14 protein-coding genes and 1 pseudogene are annotated in these 14,706 nt (G+C 63.4%); 9 read left to right on the top strand and 6 right to left on the bottom strand.

The window, feature by feature from the left end:
- Positions 1-50: 50 nt before the first annotated feature.
- Positions 51-380: a hypothetical protein gene (locus QM588_RS18660; RefSeq protein WP_283315507.1), complete on the top strand. Its 330-nt coding sequence runs from the start codon at positions 51-53 to the stop codon at positions 378-380.
- On the opposite strand, the gene QM588_RS18655 is transcribed toward QM588_RS18660, so the two are convergent.
- On the bottom strand, positions 364-681 hold the full coding sequence (locus QM588_RS18655) for an ArsR/SmtB family transcription factor (protein ID WP_052061234.1): 318 nt from the start codon (positions 679-681) through the stop codon (positions 364-366). The genes QM588_RS18660 and QM588_RS18655 overlap by 17 nt on opposite strands.
- Positions 682-773: 92 nt before the next feature.
- Between QM588_RS18655 and QM588_RS18650 the strand changes: the two are divergent.
- From QM588_RS18650 to QM588_RS18640, 3 genes and pseudogenes are all read left to right on the top strand, one after another.
- Positions 774-1,821: pseudogene (locus tag QM588_RS18650) on the top strand (SDR family oxidoreductase).
- Positions 1,822-1,904: 83 nt separating this feature from the next.
- On the top strand, positions 1,905-3,194 hold the full coding sequence (locus QM588_RS18645) for an MFS transporter (RefSeq protein ID WP_283315504.1): 1,290 nt from the start codon (positions 1,905-1,907) through the stop codon (positions 3,192-3,194).
- A gap of 54 nt (positions 3,195-3,248) precedes the next feature.
- Complete coding sequence (locus QM588_RS18640; RefSeq protein ID WP_283315502.1) at positions 3,249-4,040, top strand: acyl-CoA thioesterase; 792 nt, start codon at positions 3,249-3,251, stop codon at positions 4,038-4,040.
- Here QM588_RS18640 and QM588_RS18635 read toward each other — a convergent pair.
- The 4 genes from QM588_RS18635 to QM588_RS18620 form a co-directional block, all read right to left on the bottom strand.
- Positions 4,028-5,506 carry a mannitol dehydrogenase family protein gene (locus tag QM588_RS18635; RefSeq protein ID WP_283315501.1) on the bottom strand — a complete coding sequence of 493 codons (1,479 nt, stop codon included), beginning with the start codon at positions 5,504-5,506 and terminating at the stop codon, positions 4,028-4,030. The genes QM588_RS18640 and QM588_RS18635 overlap by 13 nt on opposite strands.
- A gap of 103 nt (positions 5,507-5,609) precedes the next feature.
- Complete coding sequence (locus tag QM588_RS18630) at positions 5,610-6,581, bottom strand: ABC transporter substrate-binding protein (protein WP_222062926.1); 972 nt, start codon at positions 6,579-6,581, stop codon at positions 5,610-5,612.
- Between the two features lie 54 nt (positions 6,582-6,635).
- Positions 6,636-7,733 carry an ABC transporter permease gene (locus QM588_RS18625; RefSeq protein WP_222062927.1) on the bottom strand — a complete coding sequence of 366 codons (1,098 nt, stop codon included), beginning with the start codon at positions 7,731-7,733 and terminating at the stop codon, positions 6,636-6,638.
- Positions 7,730-8,509 (bottom strand): ATP-binding cassette domain-containing protein, encoded by a 780-nt coding sequence (locus QM588_RS18620; protein WP_032364377.1) that lies wholly within the window; start codon positions 8,507-8,509, stop codon positions 7,730-7,732. The genes QM588_RS18625 and QM588_RS18620 overlap by 4 nt, the downstream gene beginning before the upstream one ends.
- 406 nt (positions 8,510-8,915) lie before the next feature.
- Here QM588_RS18620 and QM588_RS18615 point away from each other — a divergent pair, with 406 nt between their 5' ends.
- Together QM588_RS18615 and QM588_RS18610 are read left to right on the top strand one after the other, a co-directional pair.
- On the top strand, positions 8,916-9,641 hold the full coding sequence (locus QM588_RS18615; protein WP_027497731.1) for an SDR family oxidoreductase: 726 nt from the start codon (positions 8,916-8,918) through the stop codon (positions 9,639-9,641).
- A 30-nt stretch (positions 9,642-9,671) separates the two neighbouring features.
- Positions 9,672-10,679 carry a LacI family DNA-binding transcriptional regulator gene (locus QM588_RS18610; protein WP_032383247.1) on the top strand — a complete coding sequence of 336 codons (1,008 nt, stop codon included), beginning with the start codon at positions 9,672-9,674 and terminating at the stop codon, positions 10,677-10,679.
- Here the strand turns inward: QM588_RS18610 and QM588_RS18605 are convergent.
- Positions 10,672-11,244 (bottom strand): AAA family ATPase, encoded by a 573-nt coding sequence (locus QM588_RS18605; protein ID WP_283315498.1) that lies wholly within the window; start codon positions 11,242-11,244, stop codon positions 10,672-10,674. The genes QM588_RS18610 and QM588_RS18605 overlap by 8 nt on opposite strands.
- A gap of 74 nt (positions 11,245-11,318) precedes the next feature.
- Between QM588_RS18605 and QM588_RS18600 the strand changes: the two genes are divergently transcribed.
- The 3 genes from QM588_RS18600 (at position 11,319) to QM588_RS18590 (ending at position 14,644) form a co-directional block, all read left to right on the top strand.
- Entirely contained in the window at positions 11,319-12,323 is a 1,005-nt protein-coding gene (locus QM588_RS18600) for a LacI family DNA-binding transcriptional regulator (protein ID WP_032384887.1), read from the top strand.
- Between the two features lie 10 nt (positions 12,324-12,333).
- A complete protein-coding gene (locus QM588_RS18595) occupies positions 12,334-13,689 on the top strand; it encodes an FGGY-family carbohydrate kinase (RefSeq protein WP_283315496.1) in 1,356 nt (451 codons plus the stop codon).
- A 70-nt stretch (positions 13,690-13,759) separates the two neighbouring features.
- Positions 13,760-14,644: a hypothetical protein gene (locus QM588_RS18590; RefSeq protein ID WP_283315494.1), complete on the top strand. Its 885-nt coding sequence runs from the start codon at positions 13,760-13,762 to the stop codon at positions 14,642-14,644.
- The last annotated feature ends 62 nt before the right edge of the window (positions 14,645-14,706 follow it).

Raw genomic sequence — 14,706 nt, 5'->3', positions numbered from 1 at the left:
CTCAGCGACAACCCGTTCCGGAGCTGGGCCTCCTCCTCATAGGTGGAGTCATGTTCGTCGTGGCTACCATCGTGAAGTGGGATTGGCTGTTCATAGGGTCCATTTTCTTGGGCGTATTCGCCGGTTTCGCAGCCCTGATTTCGACATGGCTGGCCCGTCAGCGTCGGCGCATCATCGCACTGCTCACCATCCTCGGATTCGTCCTGACGGGGATCGGTGCCGTCTACATGGTCAGGGACGCATCGGAACCCGTCATCTTCTCTCCCGGGCTCGTCCTCTATCCAGGAGGCAGCCTCGCACTGTCCGGCATCATCAACCTGCTGTCAGGCCTCATACAGAAGTCGCGCCGAGGCAGTGGAGACGTCACAGATCGGTCTTGATCGTTTCGGTCAATCGGTCGAGGTAGTCGGCGTTGCGTTTGTAGTGCACCCAGGGCCCGATTTTGGTGCTGGTCACCAGGTGGGCGCGTTGTAGCACCGCCATGTATTGCGAGGCAGTCGACTGCGAGACGCCGGCCCTCGACTGAATGTGTTTGAGGCACACCCCTACCTGTTCGGCCGGTTCGAGCTGCGGCGGAAAGTCGCTCGGGTCCTTGAGCCATTGCATGATCGCCAATCGCGCCGGGTTGCTGAGAGCACCGAACACTGCAGCAAGCTCCGCAGGATTCAGTTCGTCAGCCACCCTCGAAGCGTACTCCAATATCGCAATATCGCGATCTGTGGTCTACTTACTCGGACATCGCAATATCGCGATATTCAGATAAGGAGAAGCCGATGAAGACAGCAGTAGTCGTGGGGGCCAACGGCGTGATCGGCGGAAATCTGGTCGAACACCTGCAGCGGACCGGGGATTGGAACATCATCGGCCTGTCCCGCCGCGGCGGTATCGACAACGAACGCGTCCAGCACATTATGGTGGACCTGCTCGACGGCGACGAGACTCGACGCCGACTCTCGCACCTGACAGACGTCACGCACATCTTCTACGCCGCGTACCAGGAACGCCCCACGTGGGCCGAGCTGGTGCCTCCCAATCTGGCGATGCTCGTCAACGTGGTCACCGTGATCGAGGACAGTTCCCCGAACCTGGAACACGTTTAGCCTGATGCAGGGCTACAAGGTCTACGGCGCGCATCTCGGACCGTTCAAAACCCCTGCGCGCGAAACCGATCCACCGCACATGCCGCCCGAGTTCAACGTCGACCAACAACAGTTCCTCGAAAGCCGTCAGGTCGGAAAGAGGTGGTCCTGGTCGGCTATCCGGCCATCGGTGGTGTGCGGTGTAGCGCTGGGGAATCCGATGAATCTGGCCACCGTGATCGCCGTCTACGCCACCATGTGCAAGAAGCTGGGCGTGCCCATGCGATTCCCGGGCAAGCCCGGTGCTTTCGGATCTCTGCTGGAAATGACCGATGCATCGTTGCTCGCCGAAGCGACCGTGTGGGCCGCAACCACTCCCGCGTGCGCGAATCAGGCGTTCAACATCACCAACGGAGACCTGTTCCGCTGGAACGACATGTGGCCGCGCATAGCGGACATCTTCGGGTTGGACACCGCCACCCCACTGCCGATGTCGCTGGAAGACGTCATGGCCGACAAAGAGCCACTGTGGAATTCGATTGTGTCCGAACACGAGCTGAAGCCCACTACTTACCGCGATGTGTCGTCCTGGGCATTCGGTGACTTCGTGTTCTCGTGGGACTACGACGTCATATCCGACGGCTCCAAGGCCCGCCGCATGGGTTTTCATCGTTTCGTGGACACCGAGGCGATGTTCGCCGGCATCGTCACAGATCTCCGGCAGCAACGAATTATTCCCTGAGCGAATCGGGCTCGGTGGTTCCGCACCCCGGGAGCTGTGGAGGCATAGGCTTTTCGACGCACGCCCCCGACAAGGAGATCGCCATGTCAGTGAAGTCCGAATCGACGTCCACTCGGCACGTGATGCCAAAGAAGCAACTACTCGCAGTCAGTATCGGCAACGCCGTGGAGTGGTACGACTGGACGGTCTACGCGACATTCTCGATCTACTTCGCCACCCAGATCTTCTCCGGTGACAACCCGGCTGTGGCTCTGTTGAGCACATTGGCAACGTACTCGGTGGCGTTCTTCTTCAGGCCGCTCGGGGGCTTGCTGATCGGGCGCTTCTCCGACCTCAGAGGGCGACGCCAGGCAATGATCCTGACGATCGCGATGATGTCGGGTGGGTCGTTCGCGATCGCCGCCCTTCCCACCTTCGCTGTCGCAGGGTGGATCGCTCCGATTCTGCTATTGCTGGCCCGGATCCTCCAGGGCATGTCGATGGGCGGCGAGGTCTCCAACGCGTCGGCCTACCTCGCCGAGATCGCCCCGAACGACAGGCGGGGCCGATACTCGTCCTTCTATTACATCTCAACCGGCACGGCCATTCTCCTTGCGTCACTGCTCGGCGCGTACCTGACGTTCGTGCTCGACGACGACCAACTGAGCTCGTGGGGCTGGCGCGTACCGTTCGTCATCGGCGGGCTGCTCGGAGTAGTGGGACTCTGGATGCGACGCGGCATGGCCGAAGCCGACAACCAGGAGCGCAACGCGGTGAAGGCGAAGGCCGTGCGAAACCCGTTGTGGATGACCATGAAGCACCATCCCCGCGCCGTTCTGCAGGTCATCGGATTCGTTCTCCTCGCCACACTCGCCTACTACACGTTCTTCTCCGCGATGACGCCCTACGCCGTCAAGCAGCGCGGAGCAGACGCCAACGACGTGTTCGTAGCGTTGTCGATCGCGACAGCGATGTTCGTCGCGCTGCAGTACCCCATGGGCGCTCTCGCGGACCGCATCGGCCGCAAGCCGCAATTGCTCACCTACGCTGCGCTGTTCGCGATTCTGATCATCCCGCTCTCCAAGCTGATCGGGCCGTCGTTCGTAAAACTGCTCATCGTCTTCTGCGTCGGCCTGCTGCTGTTCGCGATGTGCTCGGCCATCATTCCTGCCGTTCTGGCCGAAGCCTTCCCGGCCGAGCTTCGAGGGGTCGGTATCGGGGCTTGGTACAACCTCACCGTTGCTCTCTTCGGAGGCACCGCTCCGCTACTGGTCAACGCCTTGTCCGAGAAAGGCCACGCCGACTGGTTCTTCTACTATCTCGCTGCCGCAGCTGTGATCTCGTTCCTGACGATGGTGTGGATGCCGGAGAAGCGTGGCCAGGACCTGGACTGATTCTCGGCGACACTACGATCGGATGACACACCGTCCGAGGCCGTAGGAGAGTCGATGCACCCGTTCGACGCAGCAGTCGCACTCGAGATTGTCGGCGAGGGCACGTACGCAGGACGTACGTCGCCGCCGTACAACAACATGGTCGGCCCGTTCGGCGGAATCACTGCTGCATCGTTCGTCCGTGCCATCGAACTCCACCCCGACTGCCAGGGAACACCGGTCTCGCTGACAGTGAATTTCGCCGGACCGGTTGCCGAGGGTGATTTCGAGATCTCCGCCCGCCCGGTGCGGACCAACCGAAGCAACCAACACTGGTATCTCGAACTGGCGCAGAACGGTGTGGTGGCTACGACCGCAACTGCGGTGTTCGGTTCACGTCGTGAGACCTGGGACAACATCGAGGCGACGGTCCCTGACGTTCCTTCCCCCGCCGATACGAACCAAGGCGGCCTTCCCGACGCCATCGCATGGGCGCAGAACTACGAGATGCGTTTCGTGGCAGGCGCACTGAGTGATCAGGAGTCCGCAGACTCGACCGAAACTCTGTGGATCCGCGATACACCACCGCGGCCGATGGACTTCGCGGCCCTGACCTCGCTGAGCGATGTGTTCTATCCGCGGATCTTCCAGCGGCTCGGCACGTACGTTCCGGCTGGAACGATCTCGTTGACCACCCATTACTTCGCTACGCCCGAGGATCTCGAGCAGCATTCCGACGGATACGTCCTCGGCACCGCACGGGCACGCCGATTTCACCAGGGCTACTTCGACCAGACTGCCGAATTGTGGACCGAGGGCGGGAGTTTGCTGGCCACCAGTCATCAGGTGGTCTACTACAAGGTGTGACTTACCGACGACTGTTCGAGCAGTCGTCGTACCGCGCCCCTGGCACCGTTGTCCTGCAGCGAACGCTTGGCTCGCTGGTACGCACCTCGTAGTCGCGGGCTACCCGCGAGGTCCCCGAACACTGCGCGATTGGTCAGGAACGCTCCGGGATTGTCGTGGTCTTCCCACGACAGTCGCTGCAGACGCTCCGCATCGACGTCCATCATGGGAACGTCCCCACGCTCGTACACCCCACACCATCCGGCGAGTATCAACGCGCAGTGATCGACGGTCCGATCGTGCGCCAACCGATCTCGCAGGACCGGCAGCACGAATTTTGGGATTCGCGCGGAGGCGTCGACGATCTGACGTTCGAGGGTGTCTCGAACGGCCAGACTCGAAAATCGTTGCAGCAGTTGCTCGATATAGGCATCCAGGTCGATCCCCGGCACCGGCGCGAGCGTCGGGGCAACCTCGGCACGCATGTACGACGCGACGAATTCACGCATGTCCGGATCCGCCATCACCTCGTGGACGTGGGTGTACCCGGCGATGATGCCGAGGTAGCTCATGGCCTGGTGGGATCCATTGAGCAGTCGAAGCTTCATGTGCTCGTACGGTGCGACATCGGAGACGAGTTGCACTCCTACTTCGTCGAACGGTGGCCGCCCGAACGAGAAGGTGTCTTCGAGTACCCACTGCGAGAACGATTCCGACTGAACCGGCCAGCGGTCGTCGATGCCGAAGTCACGTCGAGCATCCTCGATGACGGTCGACGTCGTTGCCGGCGTGATGCGATCGACCATCGAGTTGGGAAAGGCAACCGTGGAATCGATCCAATCGGCGAGATCGCGGTCGTGGTGGCGCGCGAAGGACGTCAGCGCGGTGCGGGCGACCGCGCCGTTGTGAACGATGTTGTCGCAGGACATCACGGTGAATGGCGGGACTCCGTGGAATCGACGGGTGGCGAGAGCCACGGTCAAAAACCCGAAGACGCTCGTCGGTGTGGAGAGATCCTCGAGATCCGCCAGCACCGACGGGTCGGTGGGCTCGAACGCGCCCGTCAGATCGTCGACGCCGTAACCGCCTTCGGTGATGGTCAGGGACACGATCATCGTCGACGGTGAACTCAGCACATCGATGACGGTCTGCGGATCGTCGGGTGCGAAAACGAAATCGGCGACGGAGCCGACGACTCGGGCGTCACGTATGCCGTCGGGGTCGACGGTCACGAGTGTGTAGAGGTAGTCCTGGGCGTCGAGCACCTCCCCGATTCTCTTGTCCTGGGGCAGCACTCCTACCCCGCACAGCGCCCAGTCCAGGTGCCCGGCCGCGAGCAATCGGTCGAAGTAGACCGCCTGATGTGCGCGGTGAAACGCACCGACACCGAAATGAACCACACCGCAGTGCAGTTCGTCGGCGTCGTACTCGGGCCTCGCGACGGTCGCCGGTAGGTGTTCCAACGTGGTGCGACCAAGCTCGGTCATGACTTCGGTCCTCGAGTCGGCTGAAGATGAAACGGACGTGGTGAGCGGTGGCGCTCCCGGGCAGGTTCTGCCACCAGGAGCACCACCGCAGTTCAGGTGTGAATTAGCAGGACGACTTGTAGACGTACTGTGCGCCTTCGCCGTCGATGTTGTCGGCGGTGATGACGTGGAAGCCGGTGGAGATCTCGGCGGTGACCGGCTTGTCGTCGATAGCCGCCATGGCCTGCTCTACGCCGTCGGTGCCGATGGTGCCGGGCTGCTGCGCGATCAGTGCTTGCACCGTTCCCTCACGAAGCTGCTTGACCTGCGCCGGGCCCGCATCGAAGCCGACGATCTTGACCTGATCCTGCTTGCCTGCCTGTCGAACTCCTGTTGCGGTGCCTTCGGCCGCAAAAGTGTTGGCGGCGAAGATGCCGACGATGTCGGGGTCCTTGGCCAGTGCGGCAGAGACCAGACGGGCTGCTTCGGCCGGATCGTTGTGGCTGTACTGCACGCCCAGGTAGTCGAAGGCCGAGTTCGCTCCGACTGCTTCCTCGAAGCCGTCCACTCGCGCGTCGGCCGTGGAGACGCCTGGGTCGGTGGAAATGACCAGTACCTTGCCGCCTGCCGGGCTGAGCCGCTCGATCGCGTTGAACGCTTCTGCGCCGCCACCCTTGTTGTCGGACGAGATGGAGGAGACCGCGATGGACGGGTCTTCGAGAGTGGTGTCGACGAGGACGACCTTGATGCCGGCCTTCGATGCTGCGGCCAATGGTGCCTGCATGGCCGCGACGTCGGTGGGAGCGATGAGGATTGCCGACGGCCGTGATGCCACAACCGAATCCACGATCGGTTTCTGCAGCGTCGGGTCGAACTTCACCGGTCCCTGCGTATCGACGGTGACGCCTGCGTCCTTTGCCGCGGCCTCGATTCCGCACTGCATGCTGATGTAGAACTCGTCTCCGCTGACGCCCTGGATGAAGGCGATCTTGCCGCTGCCGCCACCGCTTCCGGAGTCGGACGAACAACCCGCCAGGAACATGGCGGAGACCGAAGCGACACTCAGTGCAACGACGGCGGTGCGTGATGTGATCATGGTCGACTTTCTTGTAAGGGGTTGCGAGTGAGGGAGTTCAGGGCCGGTCCGAAGCTAGGGACTTCGAGACCAGAGTTTCTTGAGGGAGCTGGGCGATTGGCCTCGACTTGCGGCATCGCGTCGACGTTGGTCGAAGTAGACCGCTGCGATGAGAACCGCACCGACGGCGACCTGCTGCCAGAAGGGCTGCACTCCGACGATGACGAAACCGTTCTGCAGTACGGCCGGGATGAACAATCCGACGACGGTGCCGAACATGGTGCCGATGCCGCCGAAGAGGCTGGTGCCACCGATGACCACTGCCGCAATGACATTGAGGTTGGTCTGGGACTGGCCGGCGATCGCGGTGGTGCCGTACTGGGACAGCGACAGTATGCCCGCCAATCCGGCGAGGGTGCCGGAAAGTGCGTAGATCTTGACCAGATGCATGTCCACTTTGATACCGACGCGGCGAGCGGATTGCTCCTTGGAGCCGACGGCGAAGGTGTAGAGACCGAACTTGGTGCGGTGCAGAACGATTCCGAAGATGACGACCAGCACCAAGGCGATGCTCGAGATCAACGGGATGGTGGTGGCAGGCAGGTTTCCGTAGCCGATCGTGTCGACGAGAACCGGTGGTACGTCACGGATGTCGACGCCGCCGGTGATGACCTGCGACAGACCGAGCGCCCCGCCCAGTGTGCCGAGTGTGACGATCAGCGGAGGCACTTTCGCCTTACCGATCAGAAATCCGTTCAGCAGGCCCCAGCACAGACCGCATCCCAGCGCCACCACGATGCCGACGGCCGCCACTCCCCAGCCGTCGCCACCGATCGCGGCCATCGTCTTCGCCGACACCACGCCGGAGAAGACGAGCACCGACCCGACCGAGAGGTCGATACCGCTGGTGACGATCACGAATGTCATGCCGATGCCGAGGACGGCCAGGATGGAGACGTTCTGAATGATCTGCCGGATGTTGCCCCATTCGGGGAAGCTGCCGGGGGCCATGATCGAGAACACCAGGCAGATCGCGGCCAGCACGAGCACGATCTGAAAGACCTGGACCCGAGCCAACTTTCCGAGCGATTCGACGAGATCGAACGAGTGCCGTGACGGCCTGTCGCCGGGAGGCAACGGCTCGAGCGATGGGGAGATGGTCTGGTTGCTCATCGTGTTGCTCCGGTGGTTGCGCCGGTCATCGCGCCGACGAGTTCTTCCATGGTCGTGTTCTTGGCGTCGAGGGTGGCCACGCGCTTGCCCATCCGCAGCACCTGAACCCGGTCTGCTACTTCCATCACGTGGGGCATGGAGTGGCTGATGAACACCACGGCCACTCCCCTGTCCGCCACGCGGCGAATGGTGTCGAGGACGTTGCGCGTCTGCACCACACCGAGGGCGGCGGTCGGTTCGTCGAGAAAGACGACGCCCTTGGCCCAGGCGACGGCGCGCGCGATGGCGATGGCCTGTTGCTGGCCGCCGGACATCGATCCCACCGGGACGGTGAGGCTGCGGACGGTGGCACCGAGTTCGTCGAGCGCATCCTGTGATTGCTTGCGCATCGTGGAGACGTCGAGGAAACCGAGGCGGCCGAGCGGCCCCTTGGCCGGCAGTTCGCGTCCGAGAAACATGTTCTGTTGCGCGTTGAGATGCGGAGCGAGCGCGAGATCCTGGAACACCGTTTCGATACCGAGCTCTGCCGCCACCGTCGGACTGTCGAGATCGACTGCTGTGCCGTCGAACAGGATCTCTCCGGTGTCGACGGCCAGGCTGCCCGAAAGAGCCTTGACCATCGTTGACTTGCCTGCGCCGTTGTCGCCGATGAGGGCGACGACCTCACCCGGGTAGATGTCGAAGTCGGCGTCGTCGAGGGCGCGCACGTTTCCGAAGCTCCTCGACAATCCCCTCGCTTCGAGGATCGGTGTCGCAGCAGGTGCAACGGTGGCCATGGGTACTCCTCGGTCGAATGGAAACGTTCGGGTGTGGGACAGGACGCCCCCGCCGACGCCGGTGCAGCACGGTTCGAGAACTGGGCCTGCGCGGCATGTCGAGCTCCCTGCGGGGCTCGCTGTGTTAACGAGTGTGACCCACACAACTCGCATTGTCACGTGTTTCGCGAAAATTCATGTCACCGGTGACATGGCCTATCGGCCCGGCAGTTGTTCCGCCGCAGTACGAGGCCGATATCCGACCACGAAGTACCGTCTCTGAACTGGACAAATGGACGATCTGCACCGTTTTCGCGACGGGAACTACGCGCTGCGGTACCGTCCATGACACCGATGACATACGCGTCCACTCCGGGACGGATGACACCGATGACATGACCACTCGGAACAGTGAAGGTAGACCCCCATGGCGAAGTTCGACGGCCGCAAGATCTTGGTGACAGGTGCCAGCGGAGGCATCGGCTCGGCAACCGTTCGACGATTGGTGGCCGACGGTGCCGACGTCGTCGCGGCGGGCCAGTCCGTGGACGCGCTGGACAAATTGGCCGACGAAACCGGCGCAACGCCCCTGGCGTTCGATCTGACGTCCGAGGACAGTGTTCGCGACGCCGTCGCCGGCCTCGAGCTGTACGGCGTCGTCAACTGCGCCGGATTCGGCGGCGAGATCGCCACGCCTCAGGACACCGACATCTCGATCTTCGACAAGGTCATCGCCATCAATGCGCGCGGCGCCCTGTTGGTCATCAAGTACACCGTCCCCGCCATGATCGCCGCGGGCACCGGAGCGATCGTCAACGTCTCGAGCCAGGCCAGTCTCGTCGCTCTGACCGGACACATCTCCTACGGATCCTCGAAAGCAGCCTTGGACAACATCACTCGGGTCTCCGCACTCGAACTCGGCCGCCACGGCATCCGCGTGAACGGTGTGAACCCGACGGTCGTCATGACGGAGATGTCCGCGTTCTACTGGGGTCGCCCGGAGATCGAGGAGCCGTTCCTGGCGCAGATGCCGCTGGGACGCTGGGCCACCGAAGACGAGATTGCCGCGCCGATTGCCTTCTTGCTGAGCGATGATGCTTCCATGGTGACCGGAGTGTCGTTGCCGGTGGACGGCGGCTACACCAGTCGCTGACGGGACGAGGACGAGCAGACGGGGTAGATCATGACCACCATGCAAGACGTCGCGGCGCTGGCCAAGGTCAGTGCCAAGACCGTCTCACGGGTGTACAACAACGACCCGCACGTCGATCCCGATACTCGTGCCCGCGTTGCCGAAGCACTCGAGTCGCTCAACTATGTGCCGAACACGATGGCGACCTCCTTTCGCAACGGCCAGACGGCGGCCATCGGTGTCGCCGTACCGGACATCGACGACCCCTTCTTCTCCTCCATCGCACGCGCAGTGGAGGAACGGGCCCGCCAGGACGACATGGCAGTTCTCGTCACCAGCCTCGGTCACGACGGAGATCAGGAACAGGCGTTGGTGGAGTCGCTGCTGCGTAGGCAGTTGAGCGGCTTGATCATCGCGCCGACGGGTGCGGACCACGCATATCTGGAGCGCTGGATCGACAAGACTCCGACGGTGTTCGTCGACCGCGCACCCGACGGCCTCAAAGCCGACAGCTTCGTCGACGACGATCACGGCGGGGCGGTGTTGGCCACCGATCATCTCCTCGATCTGGGTCATACCCGCATTGCCGTCATCGGCGACAGTGCCGGGATCCCGACAAGCCGCAATCGCTTGGCCGGATATCGAGAGTCGTTGCAGGCCCGGGGAATCGAGTTCGACGAGGCTCTCGTCGCTCTGGGTGTGCTGGACCGCGAGGACGCCCGTGTGGCACTGACCGACTTGACCGCACTCGACAGTCCCCCTACTGCACTGTTCCTGTCGAACGCGCGAGTGGCAATGGCCTGCGTGCCTGTTCTACAGCAGATGAACTTGCTGCATCTGGCGTTCGTCGGATTCGGCGACTTTCCCCTCGCCGATGCAGTGATGCCACCGGTGACGGTGATCGATCAGAACCCGGCTCGACTCGGCCATCTGGCCATCGAACGACTGTTGGGTCGAATCGAAAATCCCGGGCGCCGTTACAAACGGCGCAACATCCTCGGCGTCGAGTTGATCGAGCGCGAATCCTGCACTCCCGGAACCACTCACACCATCAGCTGAGCCCGAGCTCTCGGGCCACGAGATCGGCTTGCTGCGCGGTCGTCAGTTCGGCGTCGACGCGTAGGTGCGGAATGCGCGGCGTCCGAGCGGGCGGATCCACCGGCCGGTGGGCATCGCGATCCGCCCCACGAGCGGCCCGGCGTCGCGCCAGGAGCTCCGGCGATCCGTCGACGTGGATCACCTTCGTTGCGGCTGGGGACAATTCGTTCACGAGTAGCGTCCATTCGGGCGCACCCGTCAATTCGCGGGTGAAGGGCGCAACGAGGACGGGCCGCTGACCGAGTTGTACGAGATCCCGGGCAGCGGCGCGCACCACGGCGTAGCGCCCGGCGCGAATTCGCTCCGAATGGGGACCGGCACTGTTCCAGTGCGGGCCTTCGATCAGCGAATCCAGTTCGTCCAGTAGCGGATTGGTGATGGTGTCCAGGTCGAGCAGGGCCGTACCGAGACGGCGCGCCAGCTCTCTACCCAGCGTCGTTTTGCCACTGCCCGCCGCGCCGGCAACCACCAGGACCGGCAGGGATTCCCGTTCGATTCCGAGGACGTCTTGACAGACATGAGGCATAGCGGGAATCATACAAGACAACGTTGTCTCGCATACGTGCTACAGCGACACACTTCCTCCGATCGAGAGTTCACGTGACCGAGCGCGCCAGCATCAAAGACGTCGCCGCCTTGGCGGGCGTCAGCTTCAAGACCGTCTCACGCGTCGTCAACGGCGTGGATACGGTCCTGCCGGAGCTGCGCGAGCGGGTCGAGGCTGCGGTGCAGACACTGAACTACGTACCGAACTCCGCCGCCAGGTCCCTTAAATCGGGGTCGGGCAACACCATCGGGATCGTCGTCGACTCCATCGACGATGTCTTCTTCGCATCCCTGGTCAGTGCCGTCGAAGATCGCGCACTCGAACACGGGCTCGCCGTCATCGTCGGCAGCACCGGCTTCGATGCCCAGCGCGAACGGGATCAGCTGGCCCTCCTGGCCGGACAACACGTGCGGGGCATCATTCTCGCGCCGGTCGGCGACCACAGCGATTTCCTCGTACCTCGGCGTCGCACACTGCCCACGGTCACCATCGACCGCTCGATCGCCGGTTTCGATTCTGTCATCGTCGACGATTACGGTGCCGCCAAGCGAGCCGTCGAGAAGTTGGTGGCAAGCGGGCACACGCGAATTGCCCTGCTCGGCTTCGACGATCGCCTGCAAACCGCGCAGCTGCGCAGGCAGGCGTATCTCGACGTCCTCGCCGATCTCGGCCAAGAGCCGGAAGCCGCGCTCGCCCCTCCGGTATCCCACGCCGCAGATTCGGTGCGGCCGGTAGTGAAGACACTACTGGCGCAGCGCAATCCACCGACTGCGTTCTTCGTCGCCAACGCACGACACGCGACCGCCGTGGTGTCCGTTCTGCACGAGATCGGTCGCACCGACGTAGCCATGGTGTCGTTCGGCAATTTCTCGCTCGCCGACGCCGTCAGCCCGTCGGTGACCTGTATCGACCAAGACCCGTATCGCATCGGCACCCTCGCATTCGACCGCCTGGTGCAGCGGTTCGACGATCCCTATCTCGAACCCGAGCAGCAGATAGCGCCGACCACTCTGGTGGAACGACTTTCACACGCACTCCCCCTACCCGTAGAGAAATGAGAACTACTCCGTGAACCCCAGACTTGTTGCGGGACTGGACCTCGGGAGCACCGGCGTCAAAGTGCTCGTCACCGACGATGCAGGCACCGAGCTGCTCATCGAGCAGAGTCCCACGCCGTGGCGGCACGGACCGGGCGGAACCACCGACCTGTCCGCCGAGGATCTGTTGTCCACCATCGGACACCTACTCGATGCGGTCGCTCGCCGGCTGCCCGAGGCAACCGGTGACCCGGCCGCCCGCATCGACGCCATCGCGGTGTCCGGGATGGGTGAAACGGGCTTTCTTCTCGATGAAGACAACGTTGTCCGAGCACCGGCCTTCGCGTGGTTCGATCCGCGTGGTCAGCAGCAGGTCGACAACCTGCCGGCCGAATTGCGCGATCAGTTCGCCGGCAAGACCGGGCTTCCCGTCGGCGTTCAGGTCTCCGTCGTCAAGATTGCTCATCTGCGTGACAACGGACTGAGCCTCGACGGGCTGCGCTGGTTCAATCTGCCGGAGTTCGTCGTCCTGTCCCTCGGCGGTCGTGCCGTGGCCGACTACTCGCTGAGTTCGCGCACCGGACTACTCGATCAGGACAGCGGCGAGCCGTGGTCGGAGATGTTGGCGCACCTGGGTGTCGGAACCGACTTCATGCCGCCACTGGTCGACGCCGGAACCGATCTCGGAACTGCCGACGCATCAACACTTCCCGCGTCCATCGCCGGCGCTCGTCTGACTGTGGCCGGTCACGATCATCTCGTCTCCGCGGTGTCGGGCGGAGCTATCCCGCCCGACCGCTACCACGTGTCGATGGGCACTGCCGAGGTGCTGCTGCGGGTACTCGACGCTCCGTTGACCACGGCCGCGCGGAGCAGGCTCGCCGACCATCTCATCAACTCGGTACGCCATGTGGTGCCGGGCCAACATGTACTCGTTGCCGGAGTCAAGACCGGCTTGCTGATGCGACGGGCGTTGCAGCTGTGCGACATCAGCGATCGTGCCGGCCGCGACCTACTGGACCAGCGAGTGTGCGCCCTGCCTCCAGGTGGGCCGTTCACCGACGGTGGTATCGACATCGCCGGTGCCCGCAACGACGACGGCGTTCTGTCCATCACGGTCCGGACCGACGGGATCGATTCAGCCGAGCTGTTCCGCTCGATTCTGTTGCACGGCAACGACGAAGTGGCTCGCCTTATCGAGGCACTCGACGCCGAAGTGCCGCCCGCCAGGACGACATTGCTCACCGGCGGCTGGGCCGGCATGGCCAGCGTACGAGATGCCCGGGCTCAGGTACTGCCCGACGTCTCGGTCTCGACCAGATCCCAGGACACCGCCTACGGTGCAGCACTGTTCGCCGCCCGACTACTGACGCTCATAGAAATCTGAGCCCATATTTCTGCAGTGAGACAACGTTGTCCCACTCGCGCTCGACCCCAACACCCACCAGGAGAAGAAGATGAACGAACTCACCACCCTCGAACGTCGCGGAATGGCTGCCATTTCCACCGAAGACGGCAACATGCTCATCGTCGCCGGAGATCAGCGCAACGGCATGAAGGCCGTCATGAAGGACGCCGTCGACGGGCCGGGCTCGATCACCGTCGAGCAGCTCGCCGAGGCCAAAGCCGATCTGGTTCGCTACCTCGGCAATCACGCGCCGGCCATCCTGCTGGACCCGGAGGTGGCACTGCCGAAGATCGTCGACGACGGTGTGCTCTCGCGGGGCACCGCGTTGGTGGTCGGCATGGATGCGTCGGGCTTCGAGGAGACCGACGGTCTGCGCTACACCCGTTTCGTCGACGGCGTGACCCCGCGCGTCGTGCGTGACCTCGGCGGCGACGTCGCCAAGATGCTGTTCTACATGCGCCCCGAGCAGCAGGGCGTCGACTCCCGTGTTGCCGAGGAGATCCGCGACCTCGTCAAGGCCTGCTCGGCCGAGGGTCTGCTTCTCATCGTCGAGATCTTGACGTACCAGCTCGAGGGCGAGTCGGACGAGGACTACAAGGCCGGCTTCGGCAAGATCATCGCCGACTCCACGCGCATTTCGGTCGAGTGCGGTGCCAAGGTGCTCAAGCTCCCCTACCCCGGTTCCGCCGAGGCCTGCGCTGCCGTTACCGAAGCGGCACAGGGTGTTCCGTGGGCCGTGCTGTCGGCGGGCGTCGATCACGAGACGTTCATCGAGCAGGTCCGCGTCGCCGTCGCCAACGGTGCACGGGGAGCGATGGCAGGCCGGTCACTGTGGAAGGACAGCATGGCTGTCGCTGCCGACACCCGCGAGGATCTGCTCACCAACCGCGCACTCCCCCGGCTGCGTGAACTGAACGCGGCCGTCGACGCCTGATCGGCGTTTTTCGACCGAGCCCGTGCGCGAACACGGGCTCGGTCGACGCCGTCTGGGTAGCG

The sequence above is a fragment of the Rhodococcus sp. IEGM 1354 genome (genome assembly GCF_030056855.1).
Lineage (GTDB): Bacteria > Actinomycetota > Actinomycetes > Mycobacteriales > Mycobacteriaceae > Rhodococcoides.
This window is presented reverse-complemented; position numbering and strand designations above follow the sequence as displayed.